A 22,858-nucleotide genomic window follows, 5' to 3' on the forward strand; every position below is an offset into this window, starting at 1 on the left:
AGCAAAAGCCCATTATAACATTACTGTTTGTTACTTATCGCCATCAGATGCCCTGCTAAGCTAAATAGGTGACGCTAAGGACAATCAATTGATGATTGAAGCAGTCGTTAAACCAACCGTGTCATTGAGTTGATAGAGTCTTTAAGCAGGTCGTTGAAAGTTGAAAAATGACCGTCTGCGACCAACATTTACATCAGTAGCGCTATGTCACTTTTAGAGTGAAGTGATTATATAATCTGATCATCTCTTTATAATAATAGGAAAAATTATGCAAACCATTATCTTAGGCGGTGGCTGCTTTTGGTGCACCGAATCGGTCTTTTTGTCCGTAAAAGGGGTATCGTCCGTGACCTCAGGCTATATGGGCGGCGATGCAGTATCGGCCAATTATGAGGCCGTCTGTAGCGGCACCACAGGTCATGTAGAGGTTATCAAAGTCGATTTTGATGACACTGTTGTCCCTCTGGAGGTGATACTTGATGTGTTTTTTGCCACTCACGACCCCACAACCAAAGATCGTCAAGGCAATGATGTCGGCAGTCAATATCGTAGCGTGGTGTTCTATACAGACGATGAGCAAAAACCAACCGTCGATCGCACCATCAACAAACTGCGCGATATGGGCGTCAACGTCGTTACAGAAGTCCATCCTGCTATGACGTTCTATAAGGCTGAAGAGTCGCACCAAGACTTTTTTAACAAAAACCCAGGCCAAGCCTACTGCAACTTTGCCATCCCGCCCAAACTTGCCAAACTGCGTAAAGAGTTTAGCGAATATATGGTCAATTAACTGACGCGCCATCACGAGTGCATCATTCGGCAAGTAACTCACCTATCGTCAGTTTGCTATAAAAATGTTATAGCAAACTGACCAATAAACGCATGACTCTTTTATTTAGAGTCGACTATATAGCTTGCTATATACAAGCCGCTTGCAACCTCACGCCTACGTCAATTTATAGTAACAGGGTGCTGCGACCGCTTTTCTTTATTATGCAGATTGGTTACTCTAAGTAAATATGACGATTTTGCACTTTATGCTGTTTTATTGATCGCTCTTATTTATAACCATTACTTATCATCACGTCCCATCACCATTTCTCATAATAATTTTGACGTTTATAGGATATCTTCATGCGTTTGACTCTTCTTTCGACCCTATCCATGCTGGCTGCGGCTATCGGTCTGAGCTTTGCCAGCACTGCCCAAGCGGCCAAACCACCAGCGCCAGACTTGTCCAATAGCGAGTTTCAGCAGTGTCTAGATAGGCTAAAAGGCTCTAGTAAGTTTCGCAGCGTAGACAGCTTTACCTTCAACAACTATCGCCCAGCTCAACCTGATCCTAGCGTTATTCAGTCGCTTAACTATCAGCCCGAGTTTCAAAAAGATGTCTGGGATTATCTCTCGGCGCTGGTGGACAAAGAGCGCGTCGAAGATGGTATTCGTGCCAAGCACCAATGGCGTGATACGCTGCGCCAAATCGAATCGCGCTATGGCGTAAAAGCCGAGCACGTCCTTGGCGTCTGGGGCGTGGAGTCCAACTTTGGTCAGACACTAGGTAAAAAACCGCTATTTGAATCCTTAGCGACTCTCTCCTGCTTTGATCGTCGCCAAAGCTACTTTCAGGGGGAGTTTGCCAACGCGCTCAAAATCGTCCAACGCGGTGATATCGCACCAAACGACATGACAGGCTCGTGGGCTGGCGCCTTTGGACAAACGCAGTTTATGCCGAGCACCTTTTTGGAACTGGCCGTCGACTTTGATGGCGATGGTCGCCGCGACCTCGTCAATAGCGTACCTGATGCACTAGCCTCTACCGCCAACTTTCTGGACAACCGTGGCTATCGTACAGGGGAGCCGTGGGGTTATGAAGTCAAACTCCCTGATGGCTACTGGGCGGCGTCCAACCGTAAAAACAAAAAATCCATGAGTCACTGGCGCAGCCAAGGTCTGACATTGGCAAATGGTAGCCCGCTGCCCTATGATTTGAGTAGTGCAGGACTGCTATTACCAGCTGGTATAGAAGGGCCGGCGTTTTTGGTTGGTAAAAACTTTGACACCTTTTACTCGTATAACGCGTCAGAAAACTACGCATTGGCCATCGCGCACTTGTCAGACTTAATCACGCGCGAAGACAGCAGCAAGACAGATTTTATCACTGCGTGGCCCACAGATGACCCAGGTATCAGTCGCCAACAAGCCAAAGACATCCAGCAAGCACTGCTCGATGCTGGCTATGATATTGGCGGTGTCGACGGCATCATCGGTGACAACACTCGTACGGCGATTCAGCAATACCAGACCAGTCACGGTATCTTCCCAGCTGATGGCCGTGCAGGGCAAAAATTTTATCGTGCTATCGTTGGCAGTGCGGCCCCAAGCCCGCGCTCGTATGGTCACTCATACTCTCAGCCCACCAATAGCCAACCCCTAAACCCAGCACCCGCCGATCGTATGGGGCAATTGATCCAGCAGCAGACCACCGCGCCAAGCGCTTACTCTCAGTCGCCGCAGCCCTCTACGTCTAGCAACCCGCGCTATCGCCGCGTGATCGGCAGCGACGGTACTATCAAGCTGGTACGTATTGATGAAGGCTCATAACCGCTAGGTTTTATCGCTCTCCCTCTGATAGCAAAAAGGCCACGCTATAGCTAGCGTGGCCTTTTTATGTATTTTAAGACGAGACCTTTAGGACGATACATTTAACAAATCAGTTTCTAGCTTTGTCTTTTTGACAAACCTACGTTTTGATCCTTTGATCATAGTGACGCGGTGTTATACGATAGGCGGCGGATTGGGCTTACCATTGTCGCCATCCCAGTTTTCCCGTGCCTTGTCGTCTAGGTCAGCAGGGGTTTTTGGCTCCCATTTGCCATTTTCTTTCCACGTCTCATCACCCCAATCCGCATCTTCTTCTTTTCTATCCAAGTCTTTGTAGGCTTGGCTAGGGTCGATGCCGCGGCGCTTCATGTCGGCAACTTGCTCTTCTAGAGTGCGAAACTGATCGGCATCATGCATGGCTTTTTCTAAGCCGTCGATTTCATGGTTGCGCTCATCATATTTAGAGTTGCTCATGTCTACTCTCCTTAATTATTCAGTGATCGTCAATGATACGTATCTCAGCGCTATTGTATGATGTGTTATCGTTTTAGTGATTTTGTTCTTTAGTCATGTTCGTCATTTCGTTCATGGCCTTCGGCTGTCGACTGAACGTGCGCTGAATCATGATTCTTATTATCACCAGTCCTGCTCAGTTTCACAACCTCTGCCACGTATGCTTTGTATTACAAAACGTAGTCGCGCGCGCAGATGCTTGCGGTATATCTGCTCGAGACAGCTACTACTGGAGGACTACTGAGAAAAGTAAACCAATAAAGAAGAGAAAAATTTAAAAAAGGCAGATTAAGACTGAGACGGGGTGTTTTTTAACAAGTTTTTTGCATAAAAAGTCATCTTCCATAGCTCCTGCGATACCCGTGTGCCATAGGTGGTCAGCTGTATCCAATTGGCACTGACCAGCTGACGCTGCAAGACGTTTAAGTCGTCTTGTGATATCTGACAGCGTGCAACCGCGTGGACATTTGGCATGTCTTGCTTGACGTCTGCTTCAGCTTTTGATGCTATCAGTCGGTTGATGGCGGTTTGTAAACCATAGCTAGAGAACGTTGAGGGAATTTTTGATAAGGCGCTCAGTACCTCTTGCCATGTCAGCGTCATCGGCCGTGTCACATCTGTCAGGTTACCCCCTGCATAGGCTTGCGCACTATAGGAGATATCAAAGGACTCTGTCAAAACGATGGGGTTACTGACATTATCTTCTGCAAAGCTGGCTTTGGGCTGCTCATGACGGTAGGTAAGATTATGTTGGGTCAGGCTGTGTTTGTTGATGGCTTTTTTGGCGGACAGCCGCTCAGCGGGTTTTTGCATAGTGGCTTGTTTGCTAAACTCAATGACCTCGTCACTGGCCTTTATCCAGCCGCCCGTGACTTTATGTGCAGCAATGATGGTGTGATAGGCTTGTACCAGCAGGCTTTCGATTTCATCAGCATTGTCATAGTAGTATATGCGATTGTCTTGCTTGGTCACTGCGTTGATAAATTCTTGCAACTGGCGGCTGATGGCGCTGTTTGGCGGCTGGTTTTTGATTAAGACCAGTAAAGGCTTGAGCTTGGCTTTGGCATTTAGATAGCTCAAATGCATTTGGCTGACGCCGGTTTTTTGTGCGGTGCCATAGCTATCACCGATTACCATCAACGCATAGTCGCAGGAGTCGATGCATTGGCGCCCATATAACGATGCCTTTGACAGTTGGCTTGACACATCATAAGTCAAAAAAGCGCGCGCCTGAAAAAATATCGCTAGGTTATCCAATACCAGCAATTGATCATTATCAGCGCATATGACGTGGATATGATAGCGACGGTTTGGCACAATCACCTCTAAGCTTCAGTCGTGACATAAGTAACGAGCAGATAAAATAAAGCACAAATATCTTGTTTTGCACAGACTAGCATAAACTTATAGAAATGGAATTATTTTATTTCGACTACAGCAGTTTCATCGTCATATAGGCGCGCCTGACACTCAAACCGCTGATCAGAAAAACCATGATAGCACTTATTTAGAAGCGTATTGCAAAACGGTCTCTTGCCCGACCAATTGTTTTATCAAAGCGCCCAACGTATCGTCATATTTGCTGGCATAAAAAGTCAACGGCAGTCGAATACTAGGCGGTATTTGATGATTTGTCGCTATCGCTCGGTGAGCGTTGTTGTCATTCTCGCCATCATCATTGCAATATTCATTGATATGGTTATTACCATTGCCTTTAATATTAGCACTTGCCAATAGCTGATTGCTCAGTAGCAGCTGCTTGACCCGCTCTGCAATCGCCTGTCCTGAGTCCAATACCTGTATCGATAACTGCTGGCGCGCAATTTCCTCCAACAAGAAACCCTTAAAAAACGGATAATGCGTGCACCCAAGGACCAACTGATCGATACCAGCTTGCGCGAAGACCATGAGCTGCTGACGTAAACGCCGCGCGGTCTCGTCCGCCTCTGGCATGCCCGCCTCCACCCATGGCACTAGTAGAGGGTCAAAGTACTTAGTCACTTCTACATTATTGGGCAGAGCAAACGCATCGATAACCTTGTTTAGTAACGCACCATTTAAGGTCGCCTTGGTCGCCAGCACCGCCACGCGATGGGTATTGCTGGCCAGTACCGCCGGTTTTAATGCTGGCACCAATCCCACAATAGGCAGCTGCGGATAACAACGCCTAGCCGTCTCTAGCGCATAGGCAGAAGCACTGTTGCAAGCGATAACGATAAGTTTGCAGCCTTGCTGATATAGCCACTCGATCGCTCTTAATGTCAGCCTCTCAATATCAGTGCTGTCGCGATTACCATAAGGGACATGTAGCGTATCGGCATAATAGACATAGCGCTCAGCAGGCAGCTGCTCGGCCAGATGCAGATACACAGACAGACCGCCTACCCCCGAGTCAAATAAGCCTATCGGTGCGTTTGGGTCGGCATGATAAGTCGTTGTCTCAGCTGCCACCTCATGAGCAGCAGCCTGCCAGATAGCCGCTGTCTTCATGTGTTTGGCTAGCACAGCCTCAGGATGTGCCCTATCCACGTTTAGCGCGTCATTTTTGCTCATACCCTTCATGGCTGTACTGTCGTTTTTTTGGTCATATCGGTATCTTTATACTACTGATTGCGTGACTTGTCGGTAGTCAATCAAACTGCTACACACATCCTGTCACGCTTTGCTATTTATTGTTTATTCTACAAATTAGCAATAGCTTAAGGCCTTGATAGCTTAAGTTATTGCTAATTTGATTGGTACGTTAAAACATTGATATGTTAAGGCATCGATAACTGATAGCATTGCCCACCACTTTGTAAGGTTAATATCGTCTCGCCGTTTTGCTCTGTCAGCTCACCAATTTCAGCCAAATGATAAAACGTATTGCGGCCGATCAGCGCCATCAAGCCCTGTCTGACGGGCATATACGGACGTACTTGCTGCTCGGCTGCTTGTTGCTGATGGTCTTTGGCGTTTTGTGCATTATTGGCTTGAGCGCTGCTGGCCTGAGGCTGACTCTCGGCATGCTTGTCTAATACATTAGGATTATACGCCTTTAATACGATTTTGTGCTCGTCATCTAGGCGAACGACATCGCCTGTGGTCGTGGTAAACTCCAACCAGCGCACGCCTGCTTCCTCAACGATACCCACATCGTTGATCAATAACGGCGCATCTTCAACTTGAATACGAATTTTTTGTACAGGCGTCTTTAAAAAGTACTCTGTTTTGCCCTGATTTTCTTCTTTCCACAAAATCGTGGCAAACAGACTCACCAATGACTCTCTGGTCATTTGCCCGCCTTCGTGCCACCACTCGCCATTTGCCTTGATCACCAAATCCATATCCGTCACTTGCTCAGGATGCCAGCACTCTAGGGGCGGTATGGCTCGCCCCTCGCGCGCCCCAGCAGTGGTCTTTAGATACTGGCTCAATGCGTCCATACTATTTAGGTCTGATGGCACGTCGTTTGGGGCTTGTGGCGTATCGTTTTGGTGTTTATTGGCTTGCTTGTTATGGCTATCCATCTTATGATTTCCTATCTAGTATGCAAAGTTTGGCAAATCTATTGTGACTATAAATTTTAGTTTCAGGTATGATGAATCTTTGTCGTCAATCAATCATCATAATTAGCTCATTATTTTAATTTTACCTTAACATCGATACTCACAAATGCGTATCGTGTTTGTAGGACTTTTCTTTTATAATGAGTAACGATTTTTCATTTACGTGTTTTTATTTACATGGTTAAGTGGGTGCTGTATCGCTGTATCAATGAGGCGTTTTTTAAGGTGTTGATATCTTTGCATAAATGGTTTGTCGCAAAGAGCCCAGCTCATTGTTATTGATACGGCGCAGACAGTTTTTATCGGGCAGCCATATGTCGAGTGACGTTAGCGCCACAAGTCTATTATTTAATTGTTAAGCTAATGATGCCCTGAGATAAGCCACCATAAGTTTAGGAGTAGGTATGCAAGAGCAAGACAATCAAAAGCCAGTCGTTGATGGCGATACTGTAGCGACAGATACGGTCGAGCAAGACGTGCAAGCACAAAGCGTGGCTGCAGAGCCTGAGATAGAACGCGAGTCTATGGAGTTTGATGTCATCATCGTCGGCGGCGGTCCTGCAGGTTTGTCTGCGGCTATCCGTCTACGTCAGCTTGCCATTGAGGCGGGCAATGATGAGTTTATGGTTTGTGTGGTCGAAAAAGGCTCTGAGTTTGGCGCTCATACCTTATCTGGCGCAGTTATCGAGCCACGCGCGCTCAATGAGCTCATCCCTGACTGGAAAGAAAAAGGTGCCCCGCTCAACGTACCTGCGACCGAAGATCGTTTTTATTACCTCAATTCAGCCACGCGCTCGACCAAAGTACCTGACCCCTTAATCCCAGCACCGATGCACAACGATGGCAACTATATCGTCTCGCTAGGCAATGTGGTGCGCTGGCTTGCCGTACAGGCAGAAGAGCTAGAAGTGATGATGTTCCCAGGTTTCCCTGCCGCCGATATCTTATATAATGATGACGGCTCAGTACGTGGTATTTTGACAGGCGATATGGGTGTGGCGGCTAACGGTGAGGCCAAGCCAAGCTTTGAGCCAGGCTATGAGCTACTGGCCAAATACACCATCTTTGCTGAAGGTAGCCGCGGTCACTTGGGCAAACGTTTAATCAGCCGCTTTAGTCTCGATAAAGACGCTGATCCTCAGCATTATGGTATCGGTCTAAAAGAGCTATGGGAAGTGGCACCTGAAAAACATGAGCAAGGCGTGGTCATGCACGGTCTTGGCTGGCCATTGACCGAAACTGGCTCGACGGGTGGCTGGTGGTTGTATTTCGACGAAAATAACCAAGTCAGCTTTGGTCTGGTGGCAGATTTGTCTTATCACAATCCATATATGTCGCCATTTGATGAAATGCAGCGCTTAAAGACGCACCCTGTTATCAAAAATGTATTAGAAGGCGGCAAGCGTATTTCCTACGGTGCCCGTGCCCTGACCAAAGGTGGCCTAAACTCTCTACCAAAATTCACTTTCCCAGGCGGCGTGTTGGTCGGTGACGATGCTGGTTTCTTAAACCCAGCCAAAATCAAAGGCACACACACCTCGATGAAATCAGGCATGCTTGCGGCTGAGGCGATTTTTGAGGCGCTGCAAGCCGACCGCCAGCACGACGAAGTGGTGGCTTATACCACTATGTATAAAGAGTCGTGGTTATATCAAGACAACTATGAGTCACGCAACTTCTCCCCTGCGATACATCGCATGGGTCTGTTTATGGGCGGCGCCTTTACCTTTATCGAGCACAATCTATTAAAAGGTAAAATGCCACTGACCCTGCATGACAACATCCCTGACTACGATCAGCTAGAGCGTGCCAACCATGCCTATCAGCCGACCTACCTAAAACCAGATGGTAAGCTGGTATTTGATAAGCTGTCATCAGTATTTATCTCTAATACCAACCACGCAGAAGATCAGCCAACACATCTTAAGCTCACTGACCCAACGGTGCCAGTGTCGATTAACCTGCCCCTCTATGCCGAGCCTGCGCGTTTGTACTGCCCAGCGGGCGTCTATGAAGTGGTCAAGGATGCCGAAGGCGCAAAATTCGTCATCAACGCGCAAAACTGCGTACACTGTAAGACTTGTGATATCAAAGATCCATCACAGAACATCACTTGGGTCACACCAGAAGGCGGCGGTGGCCCCAACTATCCAAACATGTAATGGTGTTGGAGAGCCTTGAGCAGTCATCTGCTCACCGCTGAGCAATAAAAAACCGCCCTTAATTTATAAGGGCGGTTTTTTAATACTTATACATTCAATGTCTCAATTAAATGACGCGACAACCCATCTTAATCTGTCCAAGCGTCACGGTTGGCTTCGTCTTTTAATTTGACAAAATCATCAGGGTCAAATTTGATTTGTGTCCCTGATTTGCCTTCTTTGATTTGACGCTCGTAGTCACGCAGTATGCGTAGCGCCACAGGAGACAAGAGCAAAATAGCCACCAAGTTGACGAGTGCCATCATACCCATGGATAAATCCGCAAAGTTCCAAATCGCAGGCAAGCTGGCGATGGCACCAATAAACACCATTCCCAATACCATAAAGCGAAATATCATGATCATTACTTTGGCGTTTTTGGCGCCTGAGATAAACTCAAGGTTCGACTCGCCATAGCTGTAGTTGGCAATAATAGAAGTAAAAGAAAAGAAGAAAATGGCAATGGCGACAAAGATAATACCCAAATCACCCACGTACTGCGACAACGCCAGCTGTGTCAGCTGAATACCTTCTTGCTCGACATTGGGGTCGACCACACCTGACAAAATGATGATAGCAGCCGTTGCGGTACAGATCACCAGCGTATCCATAAACACGCCAAGCATTTGCATAAACCCTTGCACCGCGGGATGGTCAGGATGACTTTTGGCTGTGGCTGCCGCATTGGGCGCCGACCCCATGCCTGCTTCGTTAGAAAACAATCCGCGTTTGATACCGTTGATCATCGCCTGAGCGATACCATAACCGATGACCCCGCCCGCTGCTTGCTCAAATCCGAAAGCTGATTTTACGATCAAGGCGATGGCAGCTGGGAATTGGCTAAGGTTGGTGATGATAATAAACAGTGCCAATAAAATATATAAAATCGCCATGATAGGGACGATTTTGCCCGCGATACGAGCCACCGAGCGCAACCCTCCAAACACCACAGGCGCAACCAGTGCCACCAATACAAGGCCTGTCATCCATGTTGGCACGCCAAAGGCTTCGTTGGTCGCTTGTGCGATGGTGTTGGACTGTACGCCATTGAAAGCAAGACCAAAGGCCACGAGCAGACACAGTGAGAAAAATATCGCAAGCCAGCGTTTACCTAAGCCTTTTTCGATATAGTAGGCCGGTCCACCGCGGTACACATTGTCGTTGTGAGGGACTTTGTATGCTTGGGCGAGCGTCGACTCGATAAAGCTGGTCGACATACCAACCAGCGCGGTCATCCACATCCAAAACACGGCACCTGGGCCACCGAGATAAATCGCAATCGCAACCCCTGCCAAGTTACCCGTACCCACACGCGCCGCCAGCGACGTCATCAATGCTTCAAATGAGCTGATACCACCATTTTTGCGTCCTTGGTTGGAGACGCGCAGTAGCTTCCACATATGACCAAAGTGGCGAAACTGAATAAAACGTGTCACGACAGTAAAATACAGACCTGCGCCAATCAGTACAAACATCAGCAGACCATACCAAGGGTTATTGGCAATCAACCAATCATTATTCCCCCAGATAATACTGACACCATAATTTACGAGGCTGTTAAACCACCCTACTACCCCTTCACTCATATCAACTCCTCGTGAATATTTTTTAAAACTTGCTTATTTTTTGCGTTTTATATCAAATAAACGCCATTAAAACCAGCATACCATGCTCAGTTGTCAAATCTGCTGTGCATTTTATAGAGATTCGGTGCGCCACAACCATCACGTTTACTTATCGGTTAACTATATTTATTTTTAAAATAAATACTACAGGCTTCTCCTATCCTATAGAATGATAAAAGTAACCAATTTACTGCACAAAGTAAGCCAGCGGTGATGGTTGTTACATACTTTTATCCACCTATCAGGCCTTTATTACTAATGGTTATGCAGGATTTTTGGTTTATGCATATTTTTTTGCAGTGACGCAGACTTGAAAGTGATAGACTAAATTTTATAGGCATTGTGACTTATTGAATATTCACTTATTGTCATGATTGTTTGGCATACTAAAAACTTTAAGACGCTTGTCAGGAAGACGAGACGGTAATCAAAGACAGTGGATGGTCTGCCCCCTCCTTTCTTCCTCAAATATTGTTTGTTATAGCGCTCTTAAATACAGTGTCTTGGCAAATAGTCATCATGCTAAATCAGCACTCGCGTTATCTGATCGTCAGTACGTGCTTGTCAGATGTCTTTATCAGACTGACGAGACTGAGATCAACCATGATATTTTAGGTAAGACAAAAGGAGTTGTCCTATGGAAAACCATAACGATCCATCCGGCTATTGGCGTGCCAATGTCCGTCTCATTTTAGGCAGCCTTATCATTTGGGCATTATGCTCGTATGGCTTTGCTATTCTCTTACGTCCTCTTTTGGCAGGTATAAAAATCGGTGGCACTGATTTGGGCTTTTGGTTTGCCCAGCAAGGTTCTATCGGGGTTTTTATCGTCTTAATTTTTTTCTACGCTTGGCGTATGAATAAGTTGGACAAACAATATGGCGTAGATGAGGAATAGATCATGAGCCAATATATAATTAATATTATTTTTGTAGGAGCGTCTTTCGCGCTGTACTTCGGTATCGCGATTTGGGCACGTGCTGGGACCACCAGTGAATTCTATGTGGCAGGCGGCGGCGTACATCCAGTTGTAAACGGTATGGCTACCGCTGCTGACTGGATGAGTGCGGCGTCCTTTATCTCCATGGCAGGTTTGATTGCTGCTGGTGGTTATGGTGCTTCAACTTATTTGATGGGCTGGACAGGCGGTTATGTACTACTCGCTATGTTGCTTGCCCCATACTTACGTAAATTCGGTAAGTTTACGGTTCCAGACTTTATCTCCGATCGCTTTTATTCCAAGACAGCAGCGATGATTGCGGTGGTTTGTCTGATTGTGGCATCGACCACCTATGTTATCGGACAGATGACTGGTGCAGGTGTTGCTTTCTCTCGCTTTTTGGAAGTGGAGAATGACACAGGTCTTCTCATTGCCGCAGTAGTGGTGTTTTTCTACGCAGTACTAGGCGGTATGAAAGGCATTACCTATACACAGGTCGCTCAGTACATCGTCTTGATGATTGCCTATACCATTCCGGCTGTCTTTATCTCGCTTGAGCTGACCGGCAACCCTATTCCAGGTTTGGGTCTGTTTTCTACGCATGCTGAGTCCGGCGTGCCTATTTTGACCAAGCTTGATCAAGTCGTCACTGATCTTGGTTTTGCTGCTTATACTGCTGATGTGCCAAACAAGCTTAACATGGTACTGTTTACGCTATCACTTATGATTGGTACAGCAGGCCTACCACACGTTATCATTCGCTTCTTTACCGTACCAAAAGTCGCTGATGCGCGCTGGACAGCGGGTTGGACACTAGTATTCATCTCGCTATTGTACTTTACTGCTCCGGCGGTGGGTGCCATGGCCCGTTTGAACTTAAACGACACCATCTATCCACAAGGCGTTGATCAGCCGGCACTGCCTTATGAGCAGCGTCCTGACTGGATGCGGACATGGGAAGACACAGGGCTTATCAAGTATAACGATCTAAACAATGATGGTCGTATCCAGATGTATAACGACAGTGGACTTGGTGCCGCTCAAATAGCCCTTAACACCGCTGAAGCAGAAGGTGGCGATGTCACCGCTGCTACAGCAGAAGTCGCCAAGGCGCAAGCCGCTCACGACCAAGAGCTTGATGGACGCTTTGCTGAAACAGGTTGGGCGGGTAATGAGCTGGATGTCAATAACGATATCTTAGTCTTGGCCAACCCAGAGATTGCTCAGCTGCCACCTTGGGTGATCGGTCTTATCGCTGCTGGTGGTTTGGCAGCCGCGCTATCGACCGCGGCAGGATTGTTGCTGGCCATCTCGTCTGCCATTAGTCACGACTTAATCAAACGAAACCTCAACCCAAACATCACTGATAAAGGAGAGCTACAAGTTGCTCGAATCTCTATGGCGATTGCGATTGTGGTGGCAACGTGGCTTGGCCTAAATCCGCCAGGGTTTGCCGCACAGGTGGTGGCCTTGGCCTTTGGTATCGCTGGCGCCTCCTTGTTCCCCGCGCTGATGATGGGTATCTTCTCAAAACGCATCAATAATCTGGGCGCAATCTTTGGGATGCTTGCCGGCCTTATCACGACCTTGGTATATATCTTTGTCTTTAAAGGCTGGTTCTTTATCAGTGGTACTGCCAACTTCCCCGATACCGCAGAGTACTGGTTGTTTGGTATCTCACCGCTGTCGTTTGGGGCCATTGGCGCGCTGATTAACTTTGCAGTCGCCTTTATCGTTTCTTATTCGACAAAAGCGCCACCGCTGCACATCCAAGAACTGGTTGAAAGTGTTCGCTCTCCGCGCGGCGCTGGCGGTGCCATCGACCACTAGGTGTACGAGCCATGTGGGCTCTATAATCAAACCACGCTAAAAGGATAAATGTTGAACGTCACTTTTTTTCTTGGAATGATTATAGATATCATACGTAAAGTGTCACTCACAGGCAGGCGCTGCTTGTGAGTGATTTTTTTATCCCTTTAGGTGCAGAATAAGTCTTGGATGGTTGCCAGATTTGTTTTTGCCTAAATAGAACACAAACCGCCCTAACCCATTAAGAAGGAAGATTTTATGCTTTTTGAGTTTATTGCCACCATGGCCGCAGCGTTTGGTATGGCTGGACTGGCACTGATCATAACTCACCTTAGTAAACTGGCGGGCAAACGCGCGCCAAAGTGGCTGGTGCCACTCTTTGCAGCGATTGGCATTTTTACCTTCCAAATTCATCAAGAATACAACTGGTATTCTCAGCAAGTCAGCAAGTTACCCTCGGGCGTAGAGGTGGTCAAAACAGCAGAGAGTCGCACTTGGTTTCGGCCCTGGTCTTATGTCAAGCCGCAAATACTGCGTTTTATCGCCGCAGATATCAAAAATGCCCGTGTCCAAGTAGACAATGCGGATATGCACTTAGTCACTCTTTATTTGTTTGAAAGACGTAGAAGCGTACAAAAAATCCCGCAAGTCATCGATTGCGCGGCGCCTGCGCGTGCAGATTATATACTGCCAAAAGCAAGCAGCACCCTATCGCTTGATGAACATGTACAGCAAACCAGCACATGGCACCCATTGACCAAAGCGGATTCTTTATTTATCCGTGTTTGCACAGATAGTAATCCATAACGCCTCTGGCATGTTTAGCGTATAGAGCCTACCTGATAGGTATGTTTTGAGTTGGCACCCAATAGCAGACCGGCGCACAAGCCGCCGAAATGCGCGGCAAATGAAATGCCTTGCTGCGGCATCAAACCTTGCTTGATAATCAACCAATAGCCTGTACCCATGACAATACAAGCGAGCAGGTAGCCCCAACGTCTGGCAAATACCGCGCCGCCGATCATATACCCAATCATGGCAAAGCATAGCCCCGATGCGCCGATATGAATAGAAGACGGCGAACCGATGACCCAAGTGACCAGCCCTGAGGCAATCGCCAGCTTAATCACCGTGCGATAGGCGTTTTTTTCAAACAAGCCAAACAAAAATAAAATCTGCAACAACGTGATAGTATTGCCCAATAAGTGAGAAAAGTTGCCGTGCATTGTCCATGAAGCGACTACCCCTATCATGCTACCCACATCTAAGGCGCGCGGTACAATACCAAACACATTCCAGATGCCAAAAAAGACCGTTTCATTTAAAAAAAACATCCCCCACATCGGCATCAGCACAAAAGCATATAGTCCGATGACTTGTTTGACCCGTGTCATGATGAGAGAAAATAACTGCTGCCCATTCATATCGTGACCTGCCCTTGACTCTATGCTTTGTATTTAATATTTATGCTATAGTCGATTCTAAATAAAACAGATATAGTCGATACACTCTAAAAATGTCATAGCACTACTGGGATGCTATTTTTAAACGTAGGTTGCGCAGCCTCTGGGAACGCAGCACGCAAGTAAAATTTATACCAGTAGCGCGTTTAAATCCATAACAGTTTTACATTCAGCTAACTATACATTGTCTGTCAACGTGGAACTGGTATAAATAGCAGACTGTTTTCTTTATCAGCGGCCAAATAGCTATCACCATGCAGCAATGAGGTTGAATGATAAGGCACCAAAGCCGTTGGGATAAAACGGCGCGCCGCATCGATATGCTGAATTGAATCATCAAAAAAGATATGCGGCGCAAAGGTTCTGAGCACCGCTGTCTTTTCTAGTCCACCCAAAAAAAACGCCATATCGACATTGACGCCCCACTCTCGCAATGTTTTGATGGCCCGCAGATCAGCAGGGGCATTGCGAGCGGTTACCAGAGCGATTTTTATCGGAGAGTAGCTAAGCCCTGCTGGCAGACGCTCTTGCAAGTTTGAGAGCTTAATCAAGAGCTCGGCGTACGGCCCCTTCTCTATCGGCAAATCCCGCATTTTGGCTTCACGGTCATGAAAGGCGCGTAACCCTTTTTGCTTATAAAGCAGCTCACCTGAGTCATCAAAAAGCACCGCATCACCATCAAAAGCGATACGCAGCTGCTGAGTATCCAGCTCATAAGTATTGACAGGCGTCGCATCCAAGATGGCACACGCACAAATATTGGCATCTGCAACTTGCTGCGCGTCCTCGCGATTGGTGGTCAAAAACAAGTCCACATTAAAATCATCGATATAAGGCGCCACCGGGCTACCTGAGATGAAAGCTGATCGAGAAATATTGAGGCCATGCTCACGAATGGCGTTGAGAACCTGAATACCAGTATCGGGGCTGCTTTTTGAGACGATAACCACCTCAACTAGCGGCGCTTCTAGCTCAGTTTCTTGACTGTCAGCCTGACAGTATCTGTTGAGGTTTAGCAGCGCTTTTATCAGGGGATAGCCTGCACCAATGCTCAAAGGATCGTTTTCGCGCTCCGTCATATAATCGCGAAACGCTTTAATGGCCGTATCAGGATGCTGCGCTAATAACTGCGACAAATAGCTCTCAGACTCCGTTAAATCAAACAGCGCCGTTGCAGAAATCGCTACAATCAACGTATTACTAAAATCAACTGCCATAATAAAAGGCTCTCACTTGTCAGGCTCCATGGTAGGGGTTATTGTAACAAGGCGCTATCAGAAGATATATGGCACTTTTATGACTGGCGCTAGCACCGATAGCGAGCGTAATCGTTCAATTATTACAACAAAAAAGCCATATTGCTTTATAAACAATATGGCCATTTAAACACAGTTACCGTTTAGACTATTATCTGAGAAAGGTTATGCTAGCAGTACTAGAGAAATCGCAGGGAACGCCACCAAAATCACCAAGCGAATCACATCGGAAACAATAAACGGCGCCACCCCTCGAAACATATCGGACAGCTTAATATGCGGTGCCATCGCCTTAATCACAAAGATGTTCATGCCCATCGGTGGCGTAATCAGTCCAAGCTCTACCGTCAGTACTGCGATGATACCAAACCATACCGGATCAAACCCTAAGGCTATAATGATTGGATACACCACCGGAATGGTGATGACCAGCATCGCCAAGGCATCCATAAACAGCCCTAATAAGAAGTACATGATCAAAATACAAATCAGCACCACCATCGGACTCACTGCCAAGGTACCAATCCAGCTCGCTAAGGTATATGACAATCTAGAAACTGAGATAAAGTAGCCCAGTGCCTCTGCACCTAGTAGCATGAAAAATACCACTGCAGATAATGCTAAGGTTTCAATCAACGACTGCTTCAGTCCCTTCATACGCATGCCTTTGGCAAATGCATAAGCCCAAGAAATGAATGCCCCGACGGCAGCGCCTTCCGTTGGGGTAAACAACCCAAAGAAAATACCAGCGATAATAACGATGAAGATAAAGCTAAAGGGAATGAGTCCTGTCAATGCTACAAGCTTGGCTTTCCATGAGGTAGACTCACCGCGCTGCGCCAAGTGTGGTTTCCAGCGCACCATGATCATGACAGTGATCGAATACATGACCATACCTAGCATACCGGGCAAAAATCCTGCAATAAACATGTCACCGACCGACTGCTGGGTCAAAATGGCATAAACCAGTAAGGCAATACTGGGCGGAATCATAATTCCAAGCGTACCACCAGCCGCTAAAATGCCGCAGGCAAAGCCTGGCTGATAGCCATACTTCTCCATTTGTGGTAAGGCCACTTTGGTCATGGTAGAGGCGGTCGCTAACGATGATCCCGAGATTGAGGCAAAGATACCCGATGAACCGATACCGGCGATTCCCAAACTGCCCCTAACACCGCCAAAGATGGTGCGGGTTGCTCCAAACAATTTTCCCGCCATACCAGAATGAGTGGCAAAAACGCCCATCAAGATAAATAACGGAATGGCACTAAAGTCATATTTGGCTAAAACGTCGACAGGGAGGTCTTTGAGCATTTGTACAGCGCCACTCGGTGCCGTCACAGCGCCAAAGCCGACCAGACCAACACCAAGCATAGCAAGGGCAACGGGTACTCGTAAGACGACGAGTAGGATCATGACAACTAAGCCGATGGCTCCAACGATTTCTGGACTCATGCGCCTGTCTCCTCAGCGTCAAAAAACTCGCCTGTCTTAAAGATATTGATGGACTCGATCAAGGATCGAATGGCCAGCAGAGCACTTAAAAAGGCGCTGACAAGGTAAATAGGCATCATTGAAACCCGCAAATCCTGGGTGACTTTGCCAAACTCGATAGCATCAACGGCGCTCTCAAACAGCCCCCAAGCAAAGACGATACCGATGATAAAGAACCCCAGCATAAAGACGCCCATCATATAGCCTTTGATAGACTTGGGCATCTTTTGGGTGAAAACATCAACAATGATTTGTGAGCGTTCAACAAAAGCGGCAAAGGCAGCTAATAGCGCAAACAGCATAAAATAAGAAACAATCTCGACGCTGCCTTTGACAGTGAAACCAAACTCACCGCCGGTGAGCTTGAAGATATAACGGGCGGTAACATCTAGCATGGTGGTCAAAACGATGATGATCAGACTGATACCACCGATGAGCTGACATAGCCGTGAGATGAAGGTACTGATTTTGACCAAGTAGGCCATACGGCGACTCCTTTAGGTTAGACCTTGCAGGCGGCGCTGGCGGCTTTGGCTTTTTCGTAGACACTATCTGCATCTAGGCCCAAAGCATTTACATCTTTGAGATATTTCTTTGTGCCTTCTAATAACGGACCTCGCCAATCTGGATCATTTAATGGATCTGGAACCTCCACAATCTCATCGCCTTTAGCTTGAGCCGCTTTTATTGCCATATCGTCATGTTTATCAAATACTTCACCTACCTTTTTGGCAAGCGCCATGCCTGAGTTGTTATCAAGAACTTGTTTTAAATCATCAGGCAGGGCGTCGTATTTGTCCTTATTCATCGTGACCATCAGGGCAGAGCTATAAAAAGGAATATTGGTATGATACTTGGTGATTTCGTCTATTTTAAAAGCTGTCACAGCTTCCCACGGAAAGCTCAAACCATCAACGACACCGCGCTGTAAAGAAGTATACATATCATTAGCAGGCAAACCCACAGGTGAGGCTCCAGCACTTTCTATGATATCACCAGCGACCGCAGAAGGACGACGAATACGCATGCCCTTCATATCTGCTGGCGTGCGTATTAGCTTATCGGTCGTGTGCAAAGAGCCAGGTCCAGCACCATACATAAAGAGGAGATGTGAATCTTCATACTCACCGGCCAAGGTGCCGTCATCATAGAGGGTTTGTAGCATACAGCCCATCTGTGTGGCAGAATTAGACAAACCTGGAAGCTCAGTGATCTGCGTTAATGGAAAACGTCCACTGGTATAACCATGCGCTTGTGAGCCAATATCTATAGTGCCTTTAGCAGCGGACTCATAGGTCACGTCAGCTTTTGCAAGACCTGCTGAAGGGTATAGCTCAACTTTTAATCGGCCATCAGAATCAGTTTCGATTTGCTTGGCCCATGGCTCAAAAACTTCTGTACTGATTGAGGAGGTTGCAGGCCAAAAATGAGAAAAACGTAGGACAGTGGTTTCTTGAGAATTTGCTGATACACCATCGGTACTATCCGCAGATTGATTTGAACAACCAAAAAGACTCGCGGCAGCTAATGCACCAATCGAAAAAAGGGGAGCTAACTTCATTATCAATTCCTTTTGATAACTGTAAGAATAAAGGTCAAAGACAAACTGAGTATTTATCTCGTCAAATCATTTATGACGTTACAAGCCTAAAACATCCTTTTATAGACCTGTAATAAATATTACTATTTAAAATTAGCAGTTATAATGATATAAGTCAAATCATTTTATTAGAATAAAACATAAAAACCGCACCCAAAAAAAAGCCCCCAACACTAAGTTGGGGGCTTTTAGGGTATAGGGAGCTGACGATGACCTGAGAACCGTTAAAAAATTGCATGCCAAACTGCGAGCACAGCTCTTGTCTTGCGTCGGACGAAACCGTGTTTCGCTTATCCCTCCTCAGGTTCGCAAGAGCTATTCCTTTGAATAGGAATAGCTGCGTAGGTCACATGGTAATATGGTAATGACTAAATTAAAGGCAAAAAAAAGAGCCACCCGGTTAAGGATGACTCTTCTTAGAATAGAGAGCTGACGATGACCTACTCTCACATGGCCGGAGCCACACTACCATTGGCGCAACGATGTTTCACTTCTGAGTTCGGGAAGGGATCAGGTGGTGCCATCGTGCTATTGTCGTCAGCAAAGAGGGTTAGATATGAGTCTATGTTTGTTTTACTTAATGACTTAAGTATCACTTATCCTAACTGAATCAAGGATAACGGTGATATCGAATAATTGCTTGATACAAACCACTTGGGTGTTGTATGGTCAAGCCAAACGAGCAATTAGTACAGGTTAGCTACACGCATCACTGCGCTTCCACACCCTGCCTATCAACGTCCTAGTCTTGAACGGCTCTTTAGGGAAATCTAATCTTGAGGTGGGCTTCCCGCTTAGATGCTTTCAGCGGTTATCCCATCCGAACGTAGCTACCGGGCAATGCCATTGGCATGACAACCCGAACACCAGCGGTTCGTCCACTCTGGTCCTCTCGTACTAGGAGCAGATCCTCTCAAATTTCCAACGCCCACGGTAGATAGGGACCGAACTGTCTCACGACGTTCTAAACCCAGCTCGCGTACCTCTTTAAATGGCGAACAGCCATACCCTTAGGACCTGCTTCAGCCCTAGGATGAGATGAGCCGACATCGAGGTGCCAAACACCGCCGTCGATATGAACTCTTGGGCGGTATCAGCCTGTTATCCCCAGAGTACCTTTTATCCGTTGAGCGATGGCCCTTCCATACAGAACCACCGGATCACTAAGACCTACTTTCGTACCTGCTCGACTTGTGGGTCTCGCAGTTAAGCGCGCTTTTGCCTTTATACTCTATGAACGATTTCCGACCGTTCTGAGCGCACCTTCGTACTCCTCCGTTACTCTTTAGGAGGAGACCGCCCCAGTCAAACTACCCACCATACATTGTCCTCGGTATTGTGATACCTGAGTTAGAACCCCAACATGACCAGGGTGGTATTTCAAGGATGGCTCCACCAAGACTGGCGTCTCGGTTTCAAAGCCTCCCACCTATCCTGCACAAGTCAGGTCAAAGTTCAATGTAAAGCTGTAGTAAAGGTTCACGGGGTCTTTCCGTCTAGCCGCGGGTACACAGCATCTTCACTGCGATTTCGATTTCACTGAGTCTCTGCTGGAGACAGCGCTGCCATCATTATGTCATTCGTGCAGGTCGGAACTTACCCGACAAGGAATTTCGCTACCTTAGGACCGTTATAGTTACGGCCGCCGTTTACTGGGGCTTCGATCAAGACCTTCGCATACGCTAAGCCCATCAATTAACCTTCCAGCACCGGGCAGACATCACACCCTATACGTCCACTTTCGTGTTTGCAGAGTGCTGTGTTTTTAATAAACAGTTGCAGCAGCCTGGTATCTGCGACTGCCAATAGCTTACGGAGCAAGTCCTTCACCATCAGCAGCGTACCTTCTCCCGAAGTTACGGTACCATTTTGCCTAGTTCCTTCAGCAGAGTTCTCTCAAGCGCCTTGGTATTCTCTACCTGACCACCTGTGTCGGTTTAGGGTACGATTCGTTTATGACTATCGCTTAGAAGCTTTTCCTGGAAGCATGGTATTTGCCACTTCGTCCTACAAGTAGGACTTGCTATCAGATCTCGGTATGAAATAGCCCGGATTTACCTAAGCTATAAACCTACACCCTTCCACTCAGACAACCATCGCTGAGCTGGCATAACCTTCTCCGTCCCTCCATCGCATCATAAACAAGTATCGGAATATTAACCGATTTCCCATCGACTACGCCTTTCGGCCTCGCCTTAGGGGTCGACTCACCCAGCCCCGATTAACGTTGGACTGGAACCCTTGGTCTTCCGGCGTGCGAGCTTTTCACTCGCATTATCGTTACTCACGTCAGCATTCGCTCTTGTGATACCTCCAGCATGCTTTACAACACACCTTCACAGGCTTACACAACGCTCCCCTACCACTTGAAACAAATTCAAATCCGCAGCTTCGGCTCCTAGTTTGAGCCCCGTTACATCTTCCGCGCGGGCCGACTCGACTAGTGAGCTATTACGCTTTCTTTAAAGGATGGCTGCTTCTAAGCCAACCTCCTAGCTGTCTATGCCTTCCCACCTCGTTTCCCACTTAACTAGGAATTTGGGGCCTTAGCTGGCGGTCTGGGTTGTTTCCCTCTCCACGATGGACGTTAGCACCCACCGTGTGTCTCCCGGATATCACTCATCGGTATTCGGAGTTTGCATCGGTTTGGTAAGTCGGTATGACCCCTAGCCGAAACAGTGCTCTACCCCCAATGGTGTTCGTCCGAGGCGCTACCTAAATAGCTTTCGGGGAGAACCAGCTATCACCGAGTTTGATTAGCCTTTCACCCCTATCCACAAGTCATCCCCTGGCTTTTCAACGACAGTGGGTTCGGTCCTCCGGTGCCTGTTACGGCACTTTCAACCTGCTCATGGATAGATCACTCGGTTTCGGGTCTATACCCTGCAACTAGACGCCCTATTAAGACTCGGTTTCCCTACGGCTCCCCTAAACGGTTAACCTTGCTACAGAATATAAGTCGCTGACCCATTATACAAAAGGTACGCGGTCACCCAACAAGTGGGCTCCCACTGCTTGTACGCACACGGTTTCAGGTTCTATTTCACTCCCTCACAGGGGTTCTTTTCGCCTTTCCCTCACGGTACTGGTTCACTATCGGTCAGTCAGGAGTATTTAGCCTTGGAGGATGGTCCCCCCATCTTCAAACAGGATTTCTCGTGCCCCGCTCTACTTAATATGTTAACGCTAATGTTTCGAATACAGGACTATCACCTACTATGGTCAGCTTTCCCACGCTGTTCTTCTACATTAGCATTAATCGGCTTCTCCCCGTTCGCTCGCCGCTACTAGGGAATCTCAATTGATGTCTATTCCTAAGGGTACTGAGATGTTTCACTTCCCTCGTTCGCTTCTTGTACAAGTACAAGATACTTACCTTATGGTAAGTGGGTTTCCCATTCAGAAATCTCCGGATCACAGGATATTGCCGCCTCCCCGAAGCTTATCGCAGGCTGTCACGTCTTTCATCGCCTCTGACTGCCAAGGCATCCACCATGTGCGCTTAATTACTTGACCATACAACCCCAAGGGGTCTTTGTCAGCAATTATAACGATATCACCTATGTTTACGCTTGATTCAGTTCTCTTTACTTTGAAGACTAGCCCTTGGGATAACAAACAATGTCGTTAAAGGCTAGTCTTCAGGTTAACAATAACACGTGAAATGTTATTGCTAACCCAGACTCATATCTATGTTTTTAAATAGTCTCTATGCTTTCGTCAAGTCATAGATTTCCGTATAAAACAGAAAGAAGTAATCGTGTCTTTATTCAAAGATAAATCACTTGTTTCTATTTAATACCTATTG

16 protein-coding genes and 2 rRNA genes are annotated in these 22,858 nt (G+C 47.0%); 6 read left to right on the forward strand and 12 right to left on the reverse strand.

Translation table 11 applies throughout. The features are described from left to right. Positions 1-268: 268 nt before the first annotated feature. Both msrA and ACNFVB_RS12095 read left to right on the forward strand, forming a co-directional pair. Complete coding sequence (msrA, locus tag ACNFVB_RS12090) at positions 269-790, forward strand: peptide-methionine (S)-S-oxide reductase MsrA (protein ID WP_430737654.1); 522 nt, start codon at positions 269-271, stop codon at positions 788-790. A gap of 344 nt (positions 791-1,134) precedes the next feature. Beyond that, entirely contained in the window at positions 1,135-2,601 is a 1,467-nt protein-coding gene (locus ACNFVB_RS12095; RefSeq protein WP_430737655.1) for a lytic murein transglycosylase, read from the forward strand. A 174-nt stretch (positions 2,602-2,775) separates the two neighbouring features. On the opposite strand, the gene ACNFVB_RS12100 is transcribed toward ACNFVB_RS12095, so the two are convergent. The 4 genes from ACNFVB_RS12100 to ACNFVB_RS12115 all read right to left on the reverse strand — a co-directional run bounded on the left by ACNFVB_RS12100 (position 2,776) and on the right by ACNFVB_RS12115 (position 6,623). After that, entirely contained in the window at positions 2,776-3,075 is a 300-nt protein-coding gene (locus ACNFVB_RS12100) for a hypothetical protein (protein WP_075102515.1), read from the reverse strand. Positions 3,076-3,402: 327 nt separating this feature from the next. Further along, positions 3,403-4,431 carry a DUF4062 domain-containing protein gene (locus ACNFVB_RS12105; protein WP_430737656.1) on the reverse strand — a complete coding sequence of 343 codons (1,029 nt, stop codon included), beginning with the start codon at positions 4,429-4,431 and terminating at the stop codon, positions 3,403-3,405. A gap of 186 nt (positions 4,432-4,617) precedes the next feature. Continuing rightward, positions 4,618-5,667 carry a glutamate racemase gene (gene murI / locus ACNFVB_RS12110; protein WP_430737657.1) on the reverse strand — a complete coding sequence of 350 codons (1,050 nt, stop codon included), beginning with the start codon at positions 5,665-5,667 and terminating at the stop codon, positions 4,618-4,620. Between the two features lie 206 nt (positions 5,668-5,873). After that, on the reverse strand, positions 5,874-6,623 hold the full coding sequence (locus tag ACNFVB_RS12115; protein ID WP_430737658.1) for a DUF1285 domain-containing protein: 750 nt from the start codon (positions 6,621-6,623) through the stop codon (positions 5,874-5,876). A 563-nt stretch (positions 6,624-7,186) separates the two neighbouring features. On the opposite strand from ACNFVB_RS12115, the gene ACNFVB_RS12120 reads away from it, so the two are divergent. Beyond that, positions 7,187-8,824, forward strand: coding sequence for an electron transfer flavoprotein-ubiquinone oxidoreductase (locus tag ACNFVB_RS12120; RefSeq protein WP_288998299.1), 1,638 nt, complete (start codon positions 7,187-7,189; stop codon positions 8,822-8,824). A 128-nt stretch (positions 8,825-8,952) separates the two neighbouring features. On the opposite strand, the gene ACNFVB_RS12125 is transcribed toward ACNFVB_RS12120, so the two are convergent. Continuing rightward, a complete protein-coding gene (locus ACNFVB_RS12125; protein ID WP_192993297.1) occupies positions 8,953-10,449 on the reverse strand; it encodes an alanine/glycine:cation symporter family protein in 1,497 nt (498 codons plus the stop codon). A 676-nt stretch (positions 10,450-11,125) separates the two neighbouring features. On the opposite strand from ACNFVB_RS12125, the gene ACNFVB_RS12130 reads away from it, so the two are divergent. The 3 genes from ACNFVB_RS12130 to ACNFVB_RS12140 all read left to right on the forward strand — a co-directional run bounded on the left by ACNFVB_RS12130 (position 11,126) and on the right by ACNFVB_RS12140 (position 14,044). Further along, positions 11,126-11,386 carry a DUF4212 domain-containing protein gene (locus tag ACNFVB_RS12130; RefSeq protein WP_100748990.1) on the forward strand — a complete coding sequence of 87 codons (261 nt, stop codon included), beginning with the start codon at positions 11,126-11,128 and terminating at the stop codon, positions 11,384-11,386. A 3-nt stretch (positions 11,387-11,389) separates the two neighbouring features. Further along, the gene (locus ACNFVB_RS12135) at positions 11,390-13,258 is read left to right on the forward strand and encodes a sodium:solute symporter family protein (protein ID WP_430737659.1); all 1,869 of its coding nucleotides are present in this window, start codon (positions 11,390-11,392) and stop codon (positions 13,256-13,258) included. Positions 13,259-13,495: 237 nt separating this feature from the next. Further along, positions 13,496-14,044: a hypothetical protein gene (locus ACNFVB_RS12140; RefSeq protein WP_430737660.1), complete on the forward strand. Its 549-nt coding sequence runs from the start codon at positions 13,496-13,498 to the stop codon at positions 14,042-14,044. Between the two features lie 14 nt (positions 14,045-14,058). Here the strand turns inward: ACNFVB_RS12140 and ACNFVB_RS12145 are convergent, their stop codons facing one another. From ACNFVB_RS12145 to ACNFVB_RS12175, 7 genes are all read right to left on the reverse strand, one after another. Further along, positions 14,059-14,661 carry a rhomboid family intramembrane serine protease gene (locus tag ACNFVB_RS12145; protein ID WP_192993291.1) on the reverse strand — a complete coding sequence of 201 codons (603 nt, stop codon included), beginning with the start codon at positions 14,659-14,661 and terminating at the stop codon, positions 14,059-14,061. Between the two features lie 230 nt (positions 14,662-14,891). Further along, the gene (locus tag ACNFVB_RS12150) at positions 14,892-15,917 is read right to left on the reverse strand and encodes a 5'-nucleotidase (RefSeq protein WP_192993289.1); all 1,026 of its coding nucleotides are present in this window, start codon (positions 15,915-15,917) and stop codon (positions 14,892-14,894) included. A 204-nt stretch (positions 15,918-16,121) separates the two neighbouring features. After that, positions 16,122-17,411, reverse strand: a complete 1,290-nt coding sequence (locus tag ACNFVB_RS12155; RefSeq protein WP_430737661.1) for a TRAP transporter large permease — start codon at positions 17,409-17,411, stop codon at positions 16,122-16,124. Further along, positions 17,408-17,935, reverse strand: coding sequence for a TRAP transporter small permease (locus ACNFVB_RS12160; protein WP_201586380.1), 528 nt, complete (start codon positions 17,933-17,935; stop codon positions 17,408-17,410). Before ACNFVB_RS12160 ends, ACNFVB_RS12155 begins: the two co-directional genes overlap by 4 nt. A gap of 17 nt (positions 17,936-17,952) precedes the next feature. Then, complete coding sequence (locus ACNFVB_RS12165) at positions 17,953-19,011, reverse strand: TRAP transporter substrate-binding protein (RefSeq protein ID WP_430737662.1); 1,059 nt, start codon at positions 19,009-19,011, stop codon at positions 17,953-17,955. A gap of 466 nt (positions 19,012-19,477) precedes the next feature. Then, positions 19,478-19,592, reverse strand: a 5S ribosomal RNA gene (rrf, locus tag ACNFVB_RS12170). Between the two features lie 123 nt (positions 19,593-19,715). Further along, positions 19,716-22,566: ribosomal RNA gene (locus ACNFVB_RS12175) — 23S ribosomal RNA — on the reverse strand. Positions 22,567-22,858: the final 292 nt, after the last annotated feature.

The organism is Psychrobacter sp. VH5 (assembly GCF_050572635.1).
In the GTDB taxonomy this organism is placed as follows: domain Bacteria; phylum Pseudomonadota; class Gammaproteobacteria; order Pseudomonadales; family Moraxellaceae; genus Psychrobacter; species Psychrobacter celer.

Coding starts and splice junctions, on each gene's coding strand:
- msrA (WP_430737654.1), top strand. CDS start 269: ATGCAAACCATTATCTTAGGCGGTGGCTGCTTTTGGTGCACCGAATCG.
- ACNFVB_RS12095 (WP_430737655.1), top strand. CDS start 1,135: ATGCGTTTGACTCTTCTTTCGACCCTATCCATGCTGGCTGCGGCTATC.
- ACNFVB_RS12100 (WP_075102515.1), bottom strand. CDS start 3,075: ATGAGCAACTCTAAATATGATGAGCGCAACCATGAAATCGACGGCTTA.
- murI (WP_430737657.1), bottom strand. CDS start 5,667: ATGAGCAAAAATGACGCGCTAAACGTGGATAGGGCACATCCTGAGGCT.
- ACNFVB_RS12115 (WP_430737658.1), bottom strand. CDS start 6,623: ATGGATAGCCATAACAAGCAAGCCAATAAACACCAAAACGATACGCCA.
- ACNFVB_RS12120 (WP_288998299.1), top strand. CDS start 7,187: ATGGAGTTTGATGTCATCATCGTCGGCGGCGGTCCTGCAGGTTTGTCT.
- ACNFVB_RS12125 (WP_192993297.1), bottom strand. CDS start 10,449: ATGAGTGAAGGGGTAGTAGGGTGGTTTAACAGCCTCGTAAATTATGGT.
- ACNFVB_RS12130 (WP_100748990.1), top strand. CDS start 11,126: ATGGAAAACCATAACGATCCATCCGGCTATTGGCGTGCCAATGTCCGT.
- ACNFVB_RS12135 (WP_430737659.1), top strand. CDS start 11,390: ATGAGCCAATATATAATTAATATTATTTTTGTAGGAGCGTCTTTCGCG.
- ACNFVB_RS12140 (WP_430737660.1), top strand. CDS start 13,496: ATGCTTTTTGAGTTTATTGCCACCATGGCCGCAGCGTTTGGTATGGCT.
- ACNFVB_RS12145 (WP_192993291.1), bottom strand. CDS start 14,661: ATGAATGGGCAGCAGTTATTTTCTCTCATCATGACACGGGTCAAACAA.
- ACNFVB_RS12150 (WP_192993289.1), bottom strand. CDS start 15,917: ATGGCAGTTGATTTTAGTAATACGTTGATTGTAGCGATTTCTGCAACG.
- ACNFVB_RS12155 (WP_430737661.1), bottom strand. CDS start 17,411: ATGAGTCCAGAAATCGTTGGAGCCATCGGCTTAGTTGTCATGATCCTA.
- ACNFVB_RS12160 (WP_201586380.1), bottom strand. CDS start 17,935: ATGGCCTACTTGGTCAAAATCAGTACCTTCATCTCACGGCTATGTCAG.
- ACNFVB_RS12165 (WP_430737662.1), bottom strand. CDS start 19,011: ATGAAGTTAGCTCCCCTTTTTTCGATTGGTGCATTAGCTGCCGCGAGT.